The organism is Halobacteriovorax sp. ZH5_bin.2 (genome assembly GCF_043196375.1).
GTDB lineage: Bacteria > Bdellovibrionota > Bacteriovoracia > Bacteriovoracales > Bacteriovoracaceae > Halobacteriovorax_A.
The window spans coordinates 327,750-349,546 of the sequence record NZ_JBEBMJ010000004.1 but is presented as its reverse complement, the minus strand read 5'-3'; the positions used below and the strand labels follow the sequence as shown (position 1 = coordinate 349,546).

At 35.9% G+C, this 21,797-nt stretch carries 23 protein-coding genes and 1 tRNA gene; 14 read left to right on the top strand and 10 right to left on the bottom strand.

The genetic code is table 11. The features are described from left to right. The first annotated feature begins 78 nt into the window (after nt 1-78). From ABMA76_RS12545 to fliW, 7 genes are all read left to right on the top strand, one after another. Nucleotides 79-522 (top strand): hypothetical protein, encoded by a 444-nt coding sequence (locus ABMA76_RS12545; RefSeq protein ID WP_392909635.1) that lies wholly within the window; start codon nt 79-81, stop codon nt 520-522. Then, nucleotides 515-847, top strand: coding sequence for a flagellar biosynthesis anti-sigma factor FlgM (gene flgM / locus ABMA76_RS12540; protein WP_392909634.1), 333 nt, complete (start codon nt 515-517; stop codon nt 845-847). Before ABMA76_RS12545 ends, flgM begins: the two co-directional genes overlap by 8 nt. Continuing rightward, nucleotides 847-1,350: a flagellar export chaperone FlgN gene (gene flgN, locus ABMA76_RS12535; protein WP_392909632.1), complete on the top strand. Its 504-nt coding sequence runs from the start codon at nt 847-849 to the stop codon at nt 1,348-1,350. The genes flgM and flgN overlap by 1 nt, the downstream gene beginning before the upstream one ends. 11 nt (nt 1,351-1,361) lie before the next feature. Then, nucleotides 1,362-2,828, top strand: coding sequence for a flagellar hook-associated protein FlgK (gene flgK, locus ABMA76_RS12530; RefSeq protein ID WP_392909631.1), 1,467 nt, complete (start codon nt 1,362-1,364; stop codon nt 2,826-2,828). Nucleotides 2,829-2,844: 16 nt separating this feature from the next. Further along, on the top strand, nt 2,845-3,882 hold the full coding sequence (gene flgL / locus ABMA76_RS12525) for a flagellar hook-associated protein FlgL (RefSeq protein WP_392909630.1): 1,038 nt from the start codon (nt 2,845-2,847) through the stop codon (nt 3,880-3,882). A 116-nt stretch (nt 3,883-3,998) separates the two neighbouring features. Then, on the top strand, nt 3,999-4,232 hold the full coding sequence (gene csrA / locus ABMA76_RS12520; protein ID WP_021267493.1) for a carbon storage regulator CsrA: 234 nt from the start codon (nt 3,999-4,001) through the stop codon (nt 4,230-4,232). A gap of 77 nt (nt 4,233-4,309) precedes the next feature. Continuing rightward, nucleotides 4,310-4,864 carry a flagellar assembly protein FliW gene (gene fliW, locus ABMA76_RS12515; RefSeq protein WP_021267423.1) on the top strand — a complete coding sequence of 185 codons (555 nt, stop codon included), beginning with the start codon at nt 4,310-4,312 and terminating at the stop codon, nt 4,862-4,864. A 78-nt stretch (nt 4,865-4,942) separates the two neighbouring features. Here fliW and ABMA76_RS12510 read toward each other — a convergent pair whose 3' ends face one another. Genes ABMA76_RS12510 through ABMA76_RS12490 form a run of 5 tightly spaced genes read right to left on the bottom strand, consistent with a single transcriptional unit; the run spans nt 4,943 to nt 8,756 of the window. After that, nucleotides 4,943-5,674, bottom strand: a complete 732-nt coding sequence (locus tag ABMA76_RS12510; RefSeq protein ID WP_103218681.1) for a lipopolysaccharide assembly protein LapB — start codon at nt 5,672-5,674, stop codon at nt 4,943-4,945. A 12-nt stretch (nt 5,675-5,686) separates the two neighbouring features. After that, entirely contained in the window at nt 5,687-6,424 is a 738-nt protein-coding gene (gene bamD / locus ABMA76_RS12505) for an outer membrane protein assembly factor BamD (RefSeq protein WP_392909628.1), read from the bottom strand. Between the two features lie 51 nt (nt 6,425-6,475). Continuing rightward, on the bottom strand, nt 6,476-7,507 hold the full coding sequence (locus ABMA76_RS12500) for an AI-2E family transporter (protein ID WP_392909627.1): 1,032 nt from the start codon (nt 7,505-7,507) through the stop codon (nt 6,476-6,478). Continuing rightward, nucleotides 7,500-8,099, bottom strand: coding sequence for a cyclic nucleotide-binding domain-containing protein (locus tag ABMA76_RS12495; RefSeq protein ID WP_392909626.1), 600 nt, complete (start codon nt 8,097-8,099; stop codon nt 7,500-7,502). Before ABMA76_RS12495 ends, ABMA76_RS12500 begins: the two co-directional genes overlap by 8 nt. A gap of 9 nt (nt 8,100-8,108) precedes the next feature. Continuing rightward, nucleotides 8,109-8,756, bottom strand: a complete 648-nt coding sequence (locus ABMA76_RS12490; protein ID WP_392909625.1) for a tetratricopeptide repeat protein — start codon at nt 8,754-8,756, stop codon at nt 8,109-8,111. A gap of 72 nt (nt 8,757-8,828) precedes the next feature. Between ABMA76_RS12490 and ABMA76_RS12485 the strand changes: the two genes are divergently transcribed. The 3 genes from ABMA76_RS12485 to ABMA76_RS12475 are packed head-to-tail and all read left to right on the top strand — an operon-like array spanning nt 8,829 to nt 12,738. After that, nucleotides 8,829-10,196: an aminotransferase class III-fold pyridoxal phosphate-dependent enzyme gene (locus ABMA76_RS12485; RefSeq protein WP_392909623.1), complete on the top strand. Its 1,368-nt coding sequence runs from the start codon at nt 8,829-8,831 to the stop codon at nt 10,194-10,196. A gap of 19 nt (nt 10,197-10,215) precedes the next feature. After that, complete coding sequence (locus ABMA76_RS12480) at nt 10,216-11,217, top strand: arginine N-succinyltransferase (RefSeq protein WP_392909622.1); 1,002 nt, start codon at nt 10,216-10,218, stop codon at nt 11,215-11,217. Nucleotides 11,218-11,226: 9 nt separating this feature from the next. Then, nucleotides 11,227-12,738, top strand: a complete 1,512-nt coding sequence (locus tag ABMA76_RS12475) for an aldehyde dehydrogenase family protein (protein ID WP_392909620.1) — start codon at nt 11,227-11,229, stop codon at nt 12,736-12,738. On the opposite strand, the gene ABMA76_RS12470 is transcribed toward ABMA76_RS12475, so the two are convergent. Further along, entirely contained in the window at nt 12,735-13,253 is a 519-nt protein-coding gene (locus ABMA76_RS12470; RefSeq protein ID WP_392909619.1) for a hypothetical protein, read from the bottom strand. The two genes, ABMA76_RS12475 and ABMA76_RS12470, sit on opposite strands and share 4 nt — an antisense overlap. 179 nt (nt 13,254-13,432) lie before the next feature. Here ABMA76_RS12470 and ABMA76_RS12465 point away from each other — a divergent pair. Next, nucleotides 13,433-13,507, top strand: a tRNA-Asn gene (locus ABMA76_RS12465). Nucleotides 13,508-13,620: 113 nt separating this feature from the next. Beyond that, a complete protein-coding gene (locus tag ABMA76_RS12460; RefSeq protein WP_392909618.1) occupies nt 13,621-14,925 on the top strand; it encodes an aKG-HExxH-type peptide beta-hydroxylase in 1,305 nt (434 codons plus the stop codon). On the opposite strand, the gene ABMA76_RS12455 is transcribed toward ABMA76_RS12460, so the two are convergent. Then, nucleotides 14,926-16,449 (bottom strand): CDC27 family protein, encoded by a 1,524-nt coding sequence (locus ABMA76_RS12455; protein WP_392909616.1) that lies wholly within the window; start codon nt 16,447-16,449, stop codon nt 14,926-14,928. It lies immediately after the preceding gene. Nucleotides 16,450-16,601: 152 nt separating this feature from the next. On the opposite strand from ABMA76_RS12455, the gene ABMA76_RS12450 reads away from it, so the two are divergent. Then, the gene (locus ABMA76_RS12450) at nt 16,602-17,051 is read left to right on the top strand and encodes an FHA domain-containing protein (protein ID WP_392909615.1); all 450 of its coding nucleotides are present in this window, start codon (nt 16,602-16,604) and stop codon (nt 17,049-17,051) included. Here ABMA76_RS12450 and ABMA76_RS12445 read toward each other — a convergent pair. Continuing rightward, nucleotides 17,048-17,383 carry a HesB/IscA family protein gene (locus tag ABMA76_RS12445; protein WP_392909613.1) on the bottom strand — a complete coding sequence of 112 codons (336 nt, stop codon included), beginning with the start codon at nt 17,381-17,383 and terminating at the stop codon, nt 17,048-17,050. The two genes, ABMA76_RS12450 and ABMA76_RS12445, sit on opposite strands and share 4 nt — an antisense overlap. Nucleotides 17,384-17,470: 87 nt before the next feature. Between ABMA76_RS12445 and ABMA76_RS12440 the strand changes: the two genes are divergently transcribed. Then, nucleotides 17,471-18,025 (top strand): FHA domain-containing protein, encoded by a 555-nt coding sequence (locus tag ABMA76_RS12440; protein ID WP_392909612.1) that lies wholly within the window; start codon nt 17,471-17,473, stop codon nt 18,023-18,025. 7 nt (nt 18,026-18,032) lie between these two features. Here the strand turns inward: ABMA76_RS12440 and ABMA76_RS12435 are convergent, their stop codons facing one another. Both ABMA76_RS12435 and icmF read right to left on the bottom strand, forming a co-directional pair. Then, on the bottom strand, nt 18,033-18,587 hold the full coding sequence (locus ABMA76_RS12435; RefSeq protein WP_392909610.1) for a cob(I)yrinic acid a,c-diamide adenosyltransferase: 555 nt from the start codon (nt 18,585-18,587) through the stop codon (nt 18,033-18,035). Then, nucleotides 18,587-21,736: a fused isobutyryl-CoA mutase/GTPase IcmF gene (icmF, locus tag ABMA76_RS12430; protein WP_392909609.1), complete on the bottom strand. Its 3,150-nt coding sequence runs from the start codon at nt 21,734-21,736 to the stop codon at nt 18,587-18,589. The genes ABMA76_RS12435 and icmF overlap by 1 nt, the downstream gene beginning before the upstream one ends. Nucleotides 21,737-21,797: the final 61 nt, after the last annotated feature.

Below are 21,797 nucleotides of genomic sequence, written 5' to 3'. Positions count from 1 at the left end.
AAACTAAAAAAAATGTTAAAATATTAATGATAATGGGCTTTTCAAGGATTGAATGGCCAGAAACTCAGGATGAGTATTATGAATGAAATCAAAATTCATAGACCACAAATTCAAAACGCAAATGCGCAAAAATCTGTTCGTCCTGCAAATTCTGACAAATATATTCCTGAAGAGATCAAAGGTGCTGCTCAAGGGCTAGAAGCACAATTTAACGAGTTAATGGTAAAAGAAATGACAAAGTCGCTTAACAGTGGCGTGCAAAATACAGCTGGTAATTTCTATAACGGACTTATGACAAGTGAACGTGCTAAAGCACTTGTCAAAGAAGATAGCCAAATACAGAAGATGATTTTGAATGAAATTTATCCAAAGCATATGAGGAATGAACAAAATTATCAAAACTATTTGGACAATAAAAATAAATATGCACAGAACCAAATTCGAATTGAAGAAGGGCCAACTCAACCTTCTCAATCAATAGCAATGAAGCAGGCAAAACAAATTGGAGTAAAGTATGAGTAGTGTAACAAATACGAGATCAAGTTTCTTTCCAAATGCTAAGACTACGGCCGATAGATCACAAGAGATCCAGAAGCAAGCTCCAATTAAGAGAAATACGAATGCTCAAAAAGCTTATATCGATAATCAAACAAGAAATGATGCCAGGGTTTCAATACCAGAGGCAGTAAAGGACTTTGCACATATCAAGAAAGCAGTTGATGCTGCACCAGAAATTGATAACTCTGCAAAGATTGCTGCACTAAAAGCTCAAATCCAAGGTGGAACTTACAAAATGGATTACGACAAAATGGCAGATAAAATTCTTGGGGAAGAGTTCGGAGTATAATGAAAACACAACTAGCAACATATTACTTTCAAATCACAGATATCTGGAAGTCACAGTGTGAGCTTCACTATAAGTTATTTGACTTAACTTGTGATGAGTATGCTCTCCTACTCGACAGTAAGATTGATGAGCTAGAAGAAAAAATTTCTGAAAAGTCGAAAATCATTTCAAAAATAGAAGTAAATGAAAAAGCAAGAAATGAAATCCTTGCCAATATCCAAAAGGATTATAAAGAACTAAAGATTAATTCAATCAATGACCTTGTTGACTTTTTCTCTAAGTTTGAAGCTGAAAAGAATGGGAAACACTTATTTAGATTCAATAGTCTTTTAGTAGATATTATTGAAAAGATTCAAACGCAAAATAAGAAGAACCAACTATTTATTAACAAAGCGCTAAACTCTCTTCGTGAGATCAGAGAAAGTGCAATGGGTACTAAGACAGTATCTACATATAACGCCAAAGGTATCACTCAGCAAAGATCGCTTGAGCGAAATCCTTAATTGGAGATTATTTGTCTACACGTCTGTTAAACATTGCGAATACAGGACTTAACGCCTCTAAGAAATCACTAGAGGTGACGTCGCATAATATTTCCAATGCGAATACAGAAGGATATTCTCGTCAGCGTGTGCACCAGCAGTCAAATATGCCACTTATCAAAGACGGTTTAGTAACTGGTAGTGGTACAAGAATTAAAAGTATTAATCGTGTTCACGATAAGTTTGTCGAAAGAAAATTACGTGATAGTCAAAGTAGTGAGTCCTACTACAATAATAGAGCAGAACAAATGAGTCGTGTTGAAGATATCTTCAATGAAATCGACAATGAAGGACTTAATCAAATTCTCAATAATTTCTTTAACTCGTTTCGAGATCTTGCAAATCAACCAGAAAACGAAACAGTTCGTTCAGTTGTACGTGATAAAGCACAGTTAATTGTAAAAGACTTTAGAAGAATCGCAGAGACTCTCGATGAAATTTCAAAGAGTATTGATGACAAGATCATGATCTCTGTTAAGGATGCCAATCAACATATCGACTCTATTGCGACCTTAAACAGAAAGATTCGTGAGCTTGAAGCAACAGGCGATGAAACTGGAGATCTTCGAGATCAGCGAGATCTATCAGTAAAAGAATTATCGAAAATTATAAAAATCCACACATATCAAGATGAACGTGGAAATTATAACGTTCAGTCCCCTGGTGTTGGAACACTTGTTACAGCAGCACAAGCACAAAAGCTCGGAACATATGTATTTGGTAAAGATGAATCGACTAATGGCCAAGATGGCTCAATGGAGATTTTTTGGGCAAGCCGTTCAGGACAACAGATTACTGAAAAATTTCAAGGTGGTTCACTAGGTGCAGTAATTAAAGTTCGAAATAACGACATCAAGCAATTAAAAGAAAAACTTGATCAAACAGCATACGAGTTTATGAATTACGTAAACGCTATCCACAGAAGAGGATATGTTAATCGTGAGATACAAACAGATGTTAATGGTAAACCTGTAGCAATGGATAACAAAGGGCCAACGACAGGAAATAACTTCTTCTCAACGCCAATGCAAATAGAGGGAGCAGCACTTAATATTGACCTAAGTGATGCTATCAAATCAGATATTTCAAATATTGCAACTGCACTATCTCCAAACAGTCCTGGGGATAACCGCGTTGCTATTGCAATCTCAAAGCTACAGCATGAAAGACTAATGTCAGGTGGTACTGCAACACTTGAAGAAGATTACCTTAAAACAGTAGGTAATGTAGGACTTGAAACAGGTAAGGCCAAGCTAGACGCTGAACAATCAGAAGGACTTCTAGCACAAGCAAATTCAATTCGAGAAAGAATTAGTGGTGTTTCAATCGATGAAGAAGCAGCAAATATGATTAAGTACCAGCACGCATATGAGGCTGCTGCTAAAGTAATGAAAACTGCAAACGAGATGTTTGATACTGTCTTATCAATTAAGCAGTAATTAGGATAATTGAAAAATGACTAGAGTGTCAGAAAATTCAACGACTCTTTCGATTAGGCATACGCTTAACAAGCATAAGTCTAAAATGGAAGATCTGCAAATGAAGGGGACGACTCTTAAGAGTATGCGTAAGCCTTCAGATAATCCTGCAGCAAATATTGAAGCACTACAGATCTCTAGTGTAACAAAAGATAATTCCCAATTTAAAAGAAATGCGGACTTCGCACTACTTCAACTAAATATCACAGAAAAAGCACTTGAAAACCTTACTGATATTATGGGTAAGGCAAAAGAGATTGCAATCGCGCAATCTTCTGATATCTATAATGAAGATGTTAGAAATAATGTTGCTAATGAAGTTAAGCAACTTAAAAACCTCGCCCTTTCAATTGCCAATAAACGTGTTGGACAACGCTATATTTTCTCGGGTTTTAAAACGCTTGATACTCCATTTAATGAAAATGGTGAATATAAAGGTGATAATGGCCATATAACTCTAGAGGTCGGAAAAGACTTCTTCGTTCAGGTTAACCTGCACGGTAAGGAAGTATTCATGGCCGAATCAGAAACAGATTCACAAGTTAATCACCCCCTAGAAAAATTTCCTGAAATGGCAAATTCGCGAGAAAAAAATAAAAATCGCGAGATTATGTCCGAAGAAAACAACCGAGAGATCGCATCAACTCCAATTGGGAAGGATGCCGGTAAGTATACAGAGTCAGCTAACCTTTTTGGTCTACTTGATTCACTTGCAATCTCTTTAGAAAATAATGACCCTGATCAAATTCAAAATCTTTTAGAAAAATTTGATACAGCGGTAACGCGTCTCGTAACATTACGAACACGTGTAGGCTCAGTCGCAAGTTCAGTTATGACAAATGTGAACACGATTGAAGCAAATAATATCGACAATATGGAAAGAAAGAGCAAGCTCGTCGATGCAGATGTTACTGAATTATTCTCAGACATCACGCGTCAGCAAGAGATCTTGAAAACTGCGTACAAAACTTCTGAAGGGCTTTTAAACAAGAACCTATTGGACTTTTTACGCTAACACGCTGCTGCTACTTTTTTTTTATTTAGTTGATTTTTTACTTGATTTTTAAAGTTATGGATAATATATGAACCATTACCTGATGAATCAGGACGGTTCAAAATTGAGGATGTGAAATGCTGGTTTTAACAAGGAAGCTAGGGGAAAGTATAGCGATCGACGATCATATTAAGATTGTCGTTGTGCAAATTAAAGGCAAACAAGTTCGTCTTGGTATTAAGGCCCCAAAAGAAACAAAAATTCACCGCGAAGAAGTCTATAAAGCTATCCAGGAACAAAATTACGAAGCTTCCCAAGCTGGCCCAGAAAGTCTATCTGACCTAACGGACGCACTGCGCAACAAGAAATAAATTCCGCTTGCTCTTTTGCCCCTACGGCTGTTAAAATCTGTTATCAAGTTCTTAAACTTGAATTCGGAGGAACGACAGTGAAAGTAAGCACAACACGATTTGGGGAATTAGAAGTTAATAATAAAGATATCATCAGGTTCGAAGAAGGTATTCTTGGTTTTGAGAACCTAAAGGACTTCTTTGTTGTTGATCCAGGTGATCAGACTCTAATCCTATGGCTTCAATCAACTGATGACGGTGCAACAGCATTCCCAATCATTGAGCCAAAAATTTTTAAAGAAGATTATTCAATCAGCCTACTACCGGCTGAACTAAATAGCCTTAAACTAGAAAATCTTTCTAATGCAAGCGTTTATACAATCCTAACTATTCCAACGGATGTAACTCAAATGTCTGCAAACCTAAAGGCACCAATCATTATTAACAATGATTCACACAAAGCTCGTCAAATTGTTCTTCAAGATAATAAGCTTGAAGTAAAATTCGAAATGTACAATGCACTTAAAAAGTCGATCATGAATTTCCACTCTGATGATTCTGTTCGTACGAATGTAAGTGTTGCTACAGAGCCAACTGTTGTAGAGCAATCATCTTCAACAGAAACTTCAGTTGATCACTCAGCAGAAGCTTAATTCAATTTCCCAAAAGAAATCATATAAAAGAAAAGCACCAGTAATGGTGCTTTTTTTATTTTCAAATTTCAGATAGTTTTAAAGAGTCGTCTCAGTCGCATTCTTTGCAAAATTCAAATACATTTGTGCTTCACTATTAAGAGGATCAACAGAAATTACTTTTTCCCACTCACTAGTCGCACTTAAGATATCACCTTTACCATAGTGAAGAACACCAAGAGCAATTCTGCCTGGAAGATAATCAGGCCTTTCATTTTTTAAATTAGAAAGTTCTTCAAAAGACTTATTCACAAAACCTTTCTTTGCATAAACCTTGGCCATCTTCACTCTTGCCTCTAGGTTAGACGGGTCAAGTTTTAAGACTTTTCCATATTCAAATAAGGCTTCGTCATAACGATTATATGTTAGGTATAGATCAGCTAATTCATAGTGCTTGATCGCAAATTTTCTATCAATATGATTATCATTAAGCTCAGCACTCTTTGAGTTAACTTTAACTTTTTGAGACGCGATTTGAAAAATCTTACTCGCTTCTTCATATTGACCAATATCATTATACAGAACAGATAAACTAACAGCTGCATCAGTATGATCTGGCCTCACCTCTAAAACTTTTTTAAAGGCCTTAATTGCTTTTGAAATCTCTCCTGTTAAGTGAAAGATATTAGCAATATTAAAAAGAGCATCAGCATCTTTAGCATCAATTTCCAAAAGTTCATTATAGATTGAAATCGCTTTGTTATATTCACGATTTTCAAAAGCGACCTTGGCCTTCTTTGATAATTTTTCTTGTTCAAAAGATTTCATCATAGTCAAAGTCCCCTATTCCATACACTTTTTAACGTCTTTCTTTAAGTTAGAAAGATCTTTATCTTTGTATAAGTAGCGATAATTTTTAAAAACTAATTCACATAATTCAGGTCTAGCACTTTTCAAACCAATGTGAACAAGGCGATCACTTGCTAACTTCTTTACACCATCATCACTAAATTGAGCTAGAAGCTGTTCATAACGAAATGAAGCCGATTGCCAATCTTTTGTCCTAAAGTAGAAATTAGCAATATATAATTCCTTATCCTTAATCATTTTATAGCACTCATCAATTTTCTCTCTGGCATCTTTCAGATATTCAGATTGAGGATATAGACTTCTAAGTTCATTGAAGTACTTGATGGCCTGCTTAGCAGGAGTTAGATCACGATCAAAAGTTGAAGGCTTTTGCTTATAATAAGCTTCAGCGATTTTGAAAGTTACATAATCCATTTTTGGATGCTTCGGATGAAAGTCCTTAAATAGCAAGTAAGCAGCAGCGGCTTCTTCATAATTTTCTTGCTTATAAAGAATATCGGCCTGCATAAGTTCAGCAGACGTCGCGTAATAACTATATGGATATTGAGATTTAATTTTATTAAGTTTTTCTAACGCCATGATATAGCGTTCAGATTTAACTAGTCTTTCAGCTTCTTTAAATAGTACTTCAGCTTCAGTACTTCCTTGCGGACGATTAACTGCGCATGACGTCATTAATAGAATGAAAATGATTGATATAAGTTTGTGCACATTGCCCCCTATAGAGGCAATTCTAGCACTTTCTAGCAAGGCCCGTCAAAGCTAATAACGCTCTTCGTATACGTCCTTAAGCATTTGATTTATAAGAAGTTTAACGGCTGCAGCTAGTGGAATTGAAATGATCATTCCAGTGATTCCTAGGAGCTGTGAACCAAGGATAACACTCACCACGACAAGCACAGGGTGAAGGTCAACGATCTTAGAAACAAGTAATGGAAAGACGATAGCGATATCGATAACATTTGCAACCATATAAAGAATAAAGGCTCCACCAAAGTGCGTACCCATACCGTACTCTGCAGCAATAAAAATAAATGCAGGGATTGCGCCAAATACAGGACCAAGGTAAGGAATAATATTTGTAACTGCTGCAAGTAGGCCAAATAGAAGAGAAAATCTAATATCGAGAAAGAATAGTCCCGTGAAAATAATGACACCTAGAATACTGGCCTCAATTACCTTTGCTAGAATATAGTCACCAATCTGGCGATTAAATTGAAATGAAAGATGGTAAAGCTTTTCAAAATACTTATTTGGAAGAAGTCTTGTTACACGCTCTCTGAAGTTTCTCATATCTTTTAAAGTAAAGAATAAGAAAAGTGGCACAATAAAGAATAGCTCAAGTGCAGAACCTAGATACTTTGGAACTAAAAGAACAAATGCACTAAACTCATCTTTAATAAAATTCATTGATTGTAAAAGGTAGCCACTACTTAAGTGGTAACCAGTACGTTCTGCAACGAAGGCCTGAAATTGAGAGTATACAGATTTAAGAAAGCTTTCGACCTTAGGAATATAGATTTCAAGGTTATTTACTTCACTAACCATTAAAGGAGTTACCTTTACAATAGGATAGATCGTTAAAAATAGAAGGAGTGTAACAACTAGTGCTGATGAAGCTGTACGGTTAATTCCAAACCTCTCAAAAAACAAGAGAAGTGGATTTAGAATCAGGGTCAAAACATAACAGATCAGTAACGGTGTTGCGACTCGTGGAAAAACGAAAAATAACAACATCGAAGAGATGATAAATAATCCGAAGATAATGGCCCTAAGGCGATCATTACTAGTCATTCTTAGCAATCTCTTCTTTCAAGTTAACAACTTCATCTTTCAAGTGAGAGTTTTCCACTTTAAGCTTTCTAATTTCACGGGCCAGAATATGAAGTTTTTTTACAACAAGTTCACTCATGGCCTGTAAAAATTTTGAAGAAAGGGCCGGCCTTTCTGAAATCATTAATTGTACATCTGGTTTGAAGATCCCTAAGAGCTCTAGTGGTTCTGCAGCAGTTGCTGTCACTGACCTCTTGTGACCGTCCTCTAAAAGACCTATCTCTCCCATGTAATCTTTACGATCGAGATTTGTTACATGAAAACTCTTCCCATTTCTCTCTGTTGAAAGCTCAACTCGACCAGAAACAATGATATAGAAACCAATCCCAAAATCACCTTCTTTGAAAATGACTTCACCTTTTTCATAGGTTCTTTTATGAAAGTATTTTGATAACTGAAATAGCTCAAACTCCCCTAAGTTTCTTAGAATAACGGTATCCCTCAATAAGTATGGAATTGTTACCTTATTACTTTTAACTAGAGGATTGATGGACCACAAAAACTTTATCAAATTAATGTCAATGCGATCTTCTTTTGAATACTTTTCAGTCATATATGGCCTTTAATAGAATTCAATATTTTCAGCTTTTATCCATCCCTTAGCTTCGCTAGGCCAATAGATAAAGAACCAATTATCGTTTTTCTTAGAAGTGATAACTCTTAAGCCTTCTTTGGCAATTTGATTGTGTTCAAAAATTGATGAAGGGCCTTCAAAGATATCAGCATTCTTCATAACAATGGCATTTTTGTAACTACCTTTCAAATAGACATTGCTAAAAATGAGCGGCGTCAGAGAGATCAAAAAGAAAGTGAAAATCATGGCCTTATGCAGCTTTGTCTTCAAATTCAAAATTAATGTAATAATCAAAAGAATCAATGAAAAGCTTGTAAAATAAACAGCAGGAATATCCATCGCTTTTGCAACGAAATTCACATCCTGACTCACAAGGTCATAGTGCGATTTAATATAATTAATATTATTCGTAACAAGCTTGTCTTGCTGCCCTAGCTGATAAGACTTCTCTAAGTTTAAACGGGCCGCCCCAATGTCCTCTAACTTCAGATACGCAGTGCCCAAATTGTAGAAATACTGCGCGTCGACGAACAAATCTTTATTCTTAATCAAGAGATTCTTATAGCCTTCATAATCTTTATTTTTATAAAGGTCTTCTAATTCTTTTAGTGGATTTCCTGTGTTAGTATCTGACATAAATTTATTATCTATTTGGCTTGTAGCGTTTGCAAGTGAGTGATAATTCTACCACATAAAAAGAGGTTGGATATGGAATACGGTGTTAGAAATAACGAAATAAATGATCAATTTGATAAACTATTTTCTTCAATTCTTAAGGAGCAAAAGAATTTCATGGAAGTTCGTGGCCCTCTAGAAGAAAAGAAGCACCTAGTTGAAGACACTTTAAAGAAATATAACCAAGAAAGAGGAAAGGGAATTTACTTTAACTACGTTTCTTCGGGACGTGGTCATGGGCCTTTTACTGAACTTATTGATGGATCAGTAAAATACGATCTAATTGGTGGTATTGGACCTAACCTTCTTGGTCACTCTCACCCTATATATATTAAGTCACACCTTGAAGCAGCTCTAGGTGATACGGTAATGTGTGGAAACCTACAACCGTATCCACAGGCCATTGAGTTAACGAGCAATCTACTAAAGGCCGTAGAAGCAAGTAACCTGAAACACTTTTGGTTTACGGGATCAGGAAGTTTCGCAAATGACCTAGCACTTAAACTTGTTTGGCAAAAGAAAGATCCTGCTTACCGCGTGATTGCTTTTCAAAAGGCTTTCGCTGGTCGCTCAGTAGCAACTCAAGACATTACACATAATGCAAACTACCGCCAAGGTATGCCAAAGTCTCTCGATGTTGATCACGTTCCACACTTTGATCAAAATAACCCTGATGAATCGTTAAAAAATACTCTAGCAGCACTTGAAGAAGTAACAACAAAATACCCGAATCAACATTGCGCACTTATGCTTGAGATCATTCAAGGAGAAGGTGGATTTATTTTTGGTCCGAAAGAGTATTACGAAGAAATTTTTAAGTGGGCAAAGAAAAAAGGTATCTATATTTGGGTTGATGAAGTTCAAACTTTTGGACGCACAAGAGAACTATTCGCATTCCAAACAATGGGTCTCGATAAGTACGTCGATATTGTTTCTGTTGGTAAGGCCCTACAGGTTTGTGGTGTTCTATTCAGCGAGGAGCTAAACCCTAAACCAGGACTTATTGCTGGTACATTCAATGGTTCAGTTTCAGCACTATCAACTGGTAGTAAATTAGTTAAATACCTAACGGAAGGAAACTTCTATGGGGAAAATGGAAGAATAAAAGAGTTAGAAGACAAGTTTATTTCAAGGCTTACGCATCTAATGAAGAACTCTTGCCAAGACAAGATTACTTATGTTGGTGGAATCGGCACAATGATTGCGTTTGAAGTTGGAGACTCAACAACTGAAACTGTATCAAGCTTTGTTAAGAGCCTATTTGATAATGGAATTATTGCCTTTATGGCGGGTAAAGAGCCTACGAGAGTTCGTCTCCTATTGCCTCTTGCAATGACTGATGAGCATATTGATGACATTATCTCAATTATCGAAAAAACCGTACTTGAACAAATTAAATAGGATTAAATAGGAAGATTAGATGTTTAAGATTAGACCCGTAAGAGCAGATGACTTAGAAGACTTGTATGACCTTTCAGGTCTCTACACATTTATTAACCTTCCCCCAGACAAAGAGCTAATTAGCTCAAAAATAGAAAGCTCACTAAGATCTTTCAAACAAAAAAGTGATAATCTTTCAAATGATCATTACATTTTTGTTCTGGAAGATCTTGAATCTTCTCGTGTTATTGGATGCTCAATGATTCACGCAAGACACGGTGATGAAGAAGAGCCTCACTTTTATTTAAAAGTAGGACAAGAAAATAAATTTTCGGAATCAATTAATACTGGCTTTATCCACGGCACACTTAAACTTGGCTATGATACAGACGGGCCAACGGAGATTGGTGGCCTTATCCTCGATCCTACATATCGAGGTAATCCATTTAAACTTGGAAAAGTATTATCTTTTTCACGTTTTCTTTACATGGGACTTAATAAGGATCGTTTTAAAGAAACTATTCACTCTGAGCTTATGCCTCCGTTTGATGCTGATGGGAAATCACCACTTTGGGAAGCTATCGGACGACGATTCTTAAATATGGAATATCACGATGCCGATGTCCTGAGTCGTAAGAATAAGGAATTTATTCTTAGCCTTTTCCCTTCAGGAACTATCTACGAAACACTTTTACCAATCGAAGCAAGAGATGCGGTTGGAAAAGTCGGTGCCGATACTGAACCTGTTAAAAGAATGCTTGAGTCTATTGGATTCAAATATACTCACGAAGTTGACCCTTTTGATGGTGGCCCTCACTATCGATGTCAACTAGATGATATAAAGCCCGTTAAGACAATTCAACAAGCACAAATAAAGAAAGGTAAAACAAGTTCACCTAAATTCTACCTCGTTCTAACTGATAATGAAGAATTTGAAGTTGTTTGCCTAAAAGGTAATTTAAACAATGATATACTAACTGTAGATGAACCATCATCATTTGGATTAGAGGATGGTGCAGTTAAAACAATAATGGCGATCTAAGGAGAAGATATGTTTCAACTAAAAGGATCATTTTATAACAATGAATTTATCGCGTTTGATGATTCAGCAAATCTAAGAAATGACAGAACTATTACTCGAGAGTGTCCAAGTGATACGACAAAGACACTTTGGAATTTGAATGTAAATTATGCTCATATCGAAGAGCTAATCGATTCTGCCCACAAGGGTTTTCAAACTTGGCGTAATACTTCCATCGAAGAAAGAATTGAGGCCCTAAGAAGATATCAAGAAGTACTAAAGACAAAGCAAGATCAAATAGCGACAGCAATTGCTCTTGAAGTGGGGAAACCACTTTGGGAAGCTCGCACAGAAGCGGCAGCATTAATTGCAAAAGTTGATGTGACGATCGCGGCATCTCTTCCTAGGATTGAAACGAAGAATATGGAAGGTATTGCTCCAGGGACTAATGCTCATATTTACTACAAACCAGTTGGGCCAAGTTTTATCATTGGACCATTTAACTTTCCTTGTCACTTAGCAAACGGACAAATCACAGCAAACTTAATCTCTGGTAACTCAATTATTTTCAAACCAAGTGAAAAAACATGTTACTCAGCACAGTTAATGTTTGAATGTCTTGCCGAAGCAAAATTCCCAATGGGTGTTGTTAACCTTGTTCAAGGTGATGGAGAAGTAGCAAGAAGAATTATTAAAGATAAGAGAATCAAAGGTATCTTCTTTACTGGATCGAAAGAAGTCGGACAAAAAATTCTAGAAACAACTCATACAGATCTTTCAAAACTAGTTTCTCTAGAACTTGGAGGAAAGAACACATCAATCATCGATGAGACGGCAGATCTTGATTATGCAATTGAAGAGCTATTAACTGGTTCATACTTAACTGCTGGTCAACGTTGTACTTCAACAGGCCTAGTTGCAATTCATGACTCAATTAAAGACGAATTTATTTCGCGCTTCCATGATCTAGCGAAGAGAATCATTGTGGATCATCCAATTGATCACAAAGTTGAACCATTTATGGGGCCATTAATTGATCAAGCATCTCTTGATCAGTATCTCCTATTTATGGGCATGGCCAAAAGAGAAGGCCTACAAGAAGTTATGCGTGGGAAGCAATTAGAAAGAGAAACTCCAGGTTACTATGTTTCTCCTTCAATTCACTATGCAGATAAGTTAATTCCAAAGAGTCACTTCCTTGCAAATGAAATCTTTGGCCCTAACGTTACATTTGTAGGATATAGTGATTTTGATGAAGCAATTAATATCGCAAACTCAACTGAGTACGGCCTAGCTGCTTCTGTATTCACTAAAGATCACGCTCGCTTTAAGCACGCTGTGAATAATATTGATGCTGGTTTAGTAAACTTAAACCGCGCAACTGTTGGCGCACATTCTAAACTACCATTTGGTGGTGTAAAGAACTCTGGAAACTATCGTCCAGCAGCTGTTGCTACTGTTGATCACTGTGTCTATCAACTTGCAACACTTGAGATTGATTCTCCAAGTGCAAGTGGAAATATTAAAGGATTAGCAGATTAATAATGTTTCTTATTAACGAGGACGCCTGTCGAAGAATTCTTTGACAGGTCTCTTCGGTTCTTTCTCTCTTGTTCAAGATCCACAACCGAATTCTTTGCATACAAATCTAAAACTTCTCGACTCTTTAATCGAGTGTAAACTGTTTTAAATTTTTCTTTTTCATTCAAAATGAAAGTACTTGTCTCAACAGGCTTTGCACCAGGATGAACTTTACCTGATTCAAATTTAACTTTTGTGACAAATTGATTAATGAATTGATCGACTCTAGGCCCTGTCACAATCTCCTCATCAGGATCTAATGCAGGCGCCTGTGAAGCTTCAAAACGATCTGGAAAAGGAATGACCTTAGCAAGGCCATGAGGTGAGTAAGAAATCTTATCACCGCGGTTTTGAGCAAGTAATAAATCCGTAAGTGCATCTTTTGCAGAAGCATCACCAAGAGTTGTTAAGTCAGAGACTTCCTCTGGTGTTAACACCCTTAATAAATTACGAATTAGGTTACCTTGAGTCATCATAGCTGTTATTTTACCTCAGTATCTGAGTTTACTTGTCGGTTTTTGAAAAAAAAAATTTAGTAATTTTAATTGAGCTTCAATAAATTCAACAAGTTAGGCAAAACTAAATATTTTTCCCATAAAAGAAAATATTTACAATTTGAAAAAACGAGTTTATAAGATTAACTACTTAAGATTGCTGGGATGTGGCGCAGCGGTAGCGCAGTAGACTGTTAATCTATTGGTCGCGAGTTCGAATCTCGCCATCCCAGCCATTCTTTTGTATCCGCTTTTAAATCCCCCATATATTCACATTAAGTATCATAAGAATTTATCTTATCTTGTTATAGTGTTATATCTGTAATGAATTTTTACTTATGGATATCTTATGAATAACTTTAATCACTTCATTCAAAACAATCATGCATTTAAAGAATCATATCTTGAAGGCCTGGCCCTTTATCGTGAAGATGCGCGTGTAAACGAAGATGAAAATGAACTTCTCTCTCAAAAATTCCAAAGCTTTTATAAAGAGGCCATTTTCTCTCACAAGCTTGATAATTACTCCAACCTCAACTTCTATTGGTTCAACCTTATTGAGGCACTTATAGAAATCATTTCTTATCATAGTGAATTTGAAGTTGGTGAAGATTTTGAAATGAGTGAGTCTGAAGATGCCATATTTAATTTCTGGCATGATAGTAATTTAGCAAAGGTATTCTTAAACTCACTTAATGAATCAAAGGACCTTTTAGCTGAATCCAAAAAGCTTGTTACAGTTTTAGAAGACAATATTATCGCATTTTTCAACATTCACATTGAAGAAGAAATCGTTAGCGATCTTACGTACTTAAATGTCCCAGAACTTGGAGATGATAATTTATCTGCTTATCAAAATGGCCAACGAATTATCTTTAATAATCTTGAAGACAAGGTTTTAGCTAAACTTAATGAAAAATCACAAAAGAGAGCTGCTGTTGTTTCAGATATTGATGAGCTTAAAATTATCTTCTATTCAGAGCTAGAGAACACGTCAAAAGAAATGACGGCCAAGATTGAAAAGGCCTATCGTAGACTTGAAAAATATACTCCTGAACTTTTTACGGTTTTTAAAGAGTTTACACAAACTATTATTCCAATAAATGAAAAAGGTATCGTTAGCTACTCAATGCAAACACTTCCTGGATACTCATCTATTAATACATACGATAGAGACGATATGGATCTAATGGATGACCTGCTTCATGAAAATGGTCATCATGTTTTAAATAGCTATTTGAATCAAGAAGAGCTCTTAGAAGAGCTTGAAGAAAAAATATACTACAGTCCATGGAGACGAGCTCTAAGGCCAATAAGGGGCATTTATCACGCTTATATGACGTTTTACTGGGCACTAGAACTATTCTCTTCACTTTCGCGTCTCACAGATCATGATTTCAGTGAATCTGAATTTAGAAAAATTCAGGAACGAGCTATTGAAGAGTACTATATGCTGCAGTTTTGCGAACAAGATTTAGAAAAGGCATATAAGGAAGAAATCGTTTCTCCTGAAGGATATGAGGTTTATCTACAGTTCAAGGCCATGGTTGACTCTCATCGAGAGCATATTTTTGCACTTGAAAAGTGTTTAAATTCTAATGCCGTAGAAGAACTAAAAAATGAACTTCTAGCGGCACGTAACGAATATTATTAACTATAATTTTGAGATTTTAGATTTTAATGCCTGCATTTCATTTGCGGGCATTAACTCACCTTGAGAAGTTGCAATAGGCATCCCCTCTTCAATAACACTTAGACACTCTTCATATTTTTTTTGCTTAAATAAGAGCTTCGATTTTAGAAGGTAAGCAACTGAGTATTTAGGGTTTTCTTTAAGAACAACTTCAATATGTTCCATCGCTTTATCATACTTATCATTACTAAAGTGAATATCAGCTAGGCCATAATTGGCGACAACATCATTCTCATCAATGGCCAATACTTTATTAAACATATCAAAACGACGAGCACGATCTTCTTTTTCGGCACGCTCTCGTTCTTCTTGTTCTTTTTTAAACTTAGCTTCATCTCCAAAGCGCTTAAATGAAGCTACAGTCGCAAGAGACTTCTCTTCTTCAGCTTCTTCGATCTTGCCTAATTTCATAAGATAGAGTGACTTATTCGTATGGGCCATCACAGAGTTTTCATCAACTTTTAAGAGCTCATCCATAACATCGATGGCCTTCTGATGATCACCATTATTTCCTAGAATAACACCCTTTGACTCGTAGGCGTCTGCATAGTGAGGGTTAAAAGAAATCACTTGATCTAAGAGCATGATAGCCTCATTTACTTCACCCTGATGAAATCGCTTAACGGCTTTATTAAAATAGTGCTCACTTATTTCCAATTTATCTTCTTTAATAATTGGATATGTAAGTATACGAACTGTGCCTCCGTCATATTCTATTTCTAAACCATTAATCAATAAATCTCGAGGGACTCTTACCACAGATAAGTAAAAATCATCAGACTTAACAAAATTAAGGACCTTTACCTTCTTATCCTTTAATATAGTTTCCTCTTCTATTGGATTCTTGGAGATTAATAGCACTGGATAACGAGCAGCCCCTCTGCGACTTTCAATTTTAGAAGCTGTTTCTTGCCCTAGAAAACACCCTTTATTATAACTGATAGCAAATTCATTTAATCTTGTTTCATTAATTAAGTTAGTGCGCTCAACTGTAACATCTAGCTGCGGCCATCCAGTTAAGACGCATAGCTGATTATGAAAATCTGTTATTGGCAACTGTTCACTTATAAATCCAATATAACCTTCATTATCAAAAATACTAATTGGAACAAAACCTTCACTAAAACGTGACGATAGTGCAGCAATTAATTGAGTATGTTTAATCGTTATATCTTCCATAATGATGAACTTCTCTAACTCATTAACTGTTTCATCTGCAATTTTTGAATCGACGATAATATAGAAAGCCTGATCAATATTCACAAGATAGAAAAAAGAAAACACCCGACCATTTCGATCCAAACGACAGGCAAGAGTCCCACTATTCTCTAACTTGGCGACATCTGCAGTAATCTGCCTTTGTAAATAGTCTCTTGTTTCATCACCGATGAATTTATAAACACTATGTCCATTTAATGAGAAAGTATTCTCACTGAAGAAGAATTCATAAACCTGTTCTTTTACATATGTATCATCAATCATCATATCAATAATTTACTTCACAGCTTTTCTAATTACTAGACCCTTGCCAACATTTTTTACCGCTCCACAACACAAGTCATTAATCATAGGCGGTAAATAATATTAAATATAATTTAATTACATTAAGTGATACAATTTCAAAAAAGGGATATAAAATGGCCGTTAAACTCAAAATTCAATCAAAGCAAGAGTCATATATTGTAATTTTAAAACCAAATTTAACATTTGGCCGAAGCAAAGAAGATGCTGATATTTTCTTAAATGACTCAAAAGTATCTTCAGTCCATTTTCAAATATTATTCGATGGTGATGAAATTCTAGTCAAAGATCTAGGCTCAAAGAATGGCACCCATATTAATGGAAGACGCATCGAGGAAGAAATCACTTTATATACATACGATGTAATTACAGCTGGGAATTTTAGTATCAGACTAGATCAAAAATCTTTAAATAACTTAGAGCTTTCTAAATTTTCTCGACAGGACGAACCTAATGCTTGGGGAGAGAATATTTCCAATATTCATAAGACCCTTCGCTTCACCCTTGAAGAGGAAAAAAGAAAAGAACAATTAAAGAAAAGAACCAAAGTTAAAAGTAAAGCCTAAACACTAAAGCTTTCACCGCAACCACAAGTATTCTTTGCATTTGGGTTTTCGAAAACAAAACCTTTTCCATTAAGGCCATCTTTAAAATCAAGAGTGATACCACTTAAATAAATTGATGATTTTGGATCCACGAGAATTTTAATCCCATCTAATTCGATAATATTGTCCGAATCTTTTGGGGCATCAAAATCGATATTATAAGAAAGACCTGAACATCCACCACCAATTACACCTAAGCGCAGACCGAAGTCTTGTGTTGAGCGATCTTCACTCGTAAAAATATTTTTTATTTGCGCAACTGCTTTTGGCGTCACATTTAATAACTCGTTCATATAAACCTCTAATATTACGTAGGTAATAATGACCAACACCTAAATTATATCATATTGATGATATACTTTATATAGGAGCAAGAAACAATGTCTATCTCATTGATTATTAAGAGCGGTGAAAATAAAGCTAAGGTTCTTATTAAACCTAAATTAAGCTTTGGACGCTCTAAGTCGTCAGTTGATATTTCAATCGATGACTCAAAAATTTCATCTAAACATCTCGAAATTACTTATAAAGATAAGGAAATTGTTGTTAAAGACCTAGGCTCAACTAATGGTACCTTTATTAACAATAAGAAAGTCACAAGTGATCAACGTCTTTATATTTACGAAACAATTCGCATTGGAAATTGTATTATCTGTATCGATTTAAATGATCTAACGGATATTGAGTATAAATTTCTAACTCGACCAATCGATCCAAATGAAGATGCTCATGAAAATACACAAACTTCAACGGCCCTTGCTGATCAAACAGGCTTTTTGGCCTTAAATAATCTTTCCCTAGAAAAACAAAAAGTAAAAGCCGAAGTAAACAAAAAGCAACCGATACAAAGAACAAAAAAGAAAGTCACCAAGAAGAAGAGAGTTGAGCCAGAAGATAAAACTGTCATGACAAAAATCTTAAAGTTCTTTAAGTAAACATACTCTAATCTTTTTTCGGAACCCATGGAATATCCTGAATATTCTCATGCTTATTTAAAAATCGCGCTACGATAAAGAAATAATCTGAAAGTCGATTTAAATACTCTAAATCGATTGGATCGACATCCCCTAATTCTACAGCTTCTCTTTCTACTTGCCTTGTTTTAGTACGACAAATGTGAACATTAGCAGCGGCAACACTTCCACCAGGCAGAATAAAATATTTTAGAGGATCAACAACTGAGTCAAAATAATCGATCTCACCTTCAAGGTGAAGAATATCTTCGATACTTAATTTAGGAAGCTTGAAATTGTCTCGGTCCTCTCTAAGGGTTGCAAAGTTAGAACCGAGAACAAAAAGGTTTTCTTGAATTGAATTAAAAGTATTTTTAACTCTTGAAACATCAATATAACAAAGTGAAAGACCTACAAAACTATTTAACTCATCCAAGTTTCCATAAAGATTAATACGAGCACTGGCCTTTGAGACTCGTTGTCCACCAACAAGGCTTGTTTCACCTTTATCACCTGTACGAGTGTAGATCTTAGACTTCTTCATTACATATTCCTTCTGTACTTCCCACCAATCTCATAAAGTAGATTAGTTATCTGTCCAAGAGAACAATAGTTAACTGTTTCAATAAGCTCTGCAAAAATATTTCCACCAGAAAGTGCAACAGCTCTTAGCTTATCTAACGCTTCATCAGATTTATTAGCATTTCTTTCTTTGAAATCATTTAAACGAGAAATTTGGCCTTTCTTTTCCTCGTCACTACAACGAGAAAGTTCAATTTCTTGATTTAGTTGTTCATCAATATTGTCTGCAATATAAGTATTTACACCAATGATAGGAAGCTCTCCAGAGTCTTTTAGTGTCTCATAATAAAGAGACTCTTCTTGGATTTTTGATCTCTGGTACATACTTTCCATTGCACCAAGAACACCACCCTTATCAGAAATTCTTTCAAACTCTGCTAAGATTGCTTCTTCAACAAGGTCCGCTAACTCTTCAATTACATAAGCCCCCTGCATTGGGTTATCAGATTTATTTAAACCGAACTCACGATTAATAATCATCTGAATTGCCATAGCACGTCTTACTGACTCTTCAGTTGGAGTTGTAATTGCTTCATCATAAGCATTAGTATGAAGAGAGTTACAATTATCTGATAGTGCTAAGTAAGCCTGAAGTGTTGTCCTGATATCATTGAAGTCAATTTCTTGAGCATGTAGTGAACGCCCAGAAGTTTGAATGTGGTATTTGAACTTTTGTGACTTATCATTTGCACCATACTTATCACGCATTGTGATTGCCCAAATCTTTCTAGCAACACGTCCAATTACTGAGTACTCTGGATCAAGTCCGTTTGAGAAAAAGAAAGATAAGTTTTGTGAGAACTCATCAATATTTAACCCACGAGCAAGGTAGTATTCAACAAATGTGAAACCATTTGCAAGTGTGAATGCAACTTGAGTAATTGGGTTCGCCCCTGCCTCAGCAATATGGTAACCAGAGATTGAAACTGTATAGTAGTTCTTAATCTTTTGCTGACAGAAGTATTCTTGAACATCTCCCATCATCTTAAGTGCAAACTCAAGAGAGAAGATACAAGTGTTTTGCGCCTGATCCTCTTTTAGGATATCAGCTTGAACTGTCCCTCGAATCTGCTGAAGAATTGCTAGACGTTTTTCAGTATCGTAGTAGTCATCACCTTTAAGCTTTTGTCTTAAAGCAGTATTTAGGTAAAAAGCTAACATAATCGGAGCTGGTCCATTGATCGTCATCGAAACTGATGTATATGGATCAGAAAGATCGAAACCATCAAATAGTAGTTCCATATCTTCAACTGTTGCAATTGATACTCCAGCTTCTCCAATCTTTCCGAAAATATCTGGACGAAGATCTGGATCTTCTCCATAAAGAGTTACTGAGTCAAAGGCAGTTGATAAACGTTTGGCCTTATCATCTTTAGATAAGTAGTGAAAACGCTTATTCGTTCTTGCTGGCCCACCTTCTCCAGCAAACATTCTCTTTGGATCTTCATCAGTACGTTTGAATGGGAAAATTCCCGCACCAAATGGAAAGAACCCAGGCATATTAACATCTCTAATAAAACGATACTGATCAACTTTAGAAGAGAATCTCGGTGTTCCTACTTTTTGAACATCTAAGCCAGAAAGAGAAGTATATTTTGTCGCAACTTTGAATTCACGATCACGTACATGATATGTGAAAGTTCCGTCTTGGTATTGTTTAACTACTGATTGGAATTGTTCGATTTCTTTTTCAACATCTTCACCAAGTTCTGACTTTAGTTGAGCAAGCTTTGCATCAACTTCATTACTTGGAACAATCTTGCTTGTTATCTCAAGGGCCTCGATATCACGAAGCTTTTCCATTCTCATTTCAGTTTCATGATTATAATCACGAGAAGCTTTTGCAATTTCTCTTAAGTATAGCGATCTTTCAGCAGGAATAATTCTTGTCTTATCATTACTTGCACGATTTGCAACAATTCCCTCAAGTGGAGCTTGATCAAAATCAAATGTCTGCGCAATAGCTTGGAATAAAGCGTTTACACCTACATCATTAAACTTCGATGCCATTGTTCCAAAAATTGGAAGTTCTTCATCTGTTGGAGAACCTGGATGCCCAGCAAATAACTGATGATTGCGACGATATTGTTTTCTGATATCTCTTAAAGAATCTTCCGAGCGAGGCTTTTCAAACTTATTTAAAACAACAAAGTCTGCCTGCTCAAGCATTTCAATTTTTTCAAGCTGTGTTGCAGCTCCATACTCAGGAGTCATCACATAGACACACTTATCTGAAATTTTTGTAATTTCATCAGAAGCCTGACCAATACCAGAAGTCTCGACAATGATTAAGTCAAAGTCTTGCTCCTTTAGAAAATTAACTGTCTTTTTAATTTGCGGAGAAAGCTCTGTCCCAGAATCACGAGTTGCAAGAGATCTGATATAGAAGTTTTCAAAGTTTGCAGAACCTAGTCTAATACGGTCACCTAAAAGCGCACCTTGAGTTTTCTTCTTCGTTGGATCAACTGAAATTAGTGCAACTTTCTTTTCAGGATAGAAGCGGTGAAATCTTAAAAGAGTTTCATCAATTAAAGATGACTTACCTGCACCACCAGTTCCTGTAATACCAAGTACTGGAATATTTTTTTCCGAAGAAGGGATTTCAATTTCAGCACCATCTTCAATGGCCGTTATAACTTTTGCAAGTTGAGTCCTTGGTAGATCTTTCGCCTTAGCATCCAATTTGAATCCATCAAGTGTTGAGTGAGTTGCTCTCTCAATCATGTCATCAATGATTCCCTCAAGACCTAATTTCATTCCATCTTCTGGAGAATAAATTCTCGTAATACCTTTATCGTGAAGGGCCTTAATCTCCTTAGGAGTGATTACACCACCTCCACCACCGAAGATACGAACATTTGTGGCACCCGCCTGATCGAGAAGTTCGCGAACATAAGCGAAGTATTCATTGTGGCCACCTTGATATGAACTCATGGCAACTGCATTTGCATCTTCATGTAAAACAGCATCGACCACCTCTTGGGCAGAGCGATTATGTCCTAGGTGAATAACTTCCACACCCTTTGACTGTAGAAGTCTTCTCATAATATTTATTGATACATCATGGCCGTCAAATAAACTGGCCGCTGTGACAAATCTTAATTTTCTCACTGTAAACCTCTGATATCACGTTAGGTAAAAACAATTATTTACCCAAGCTTTTTATCTTTCA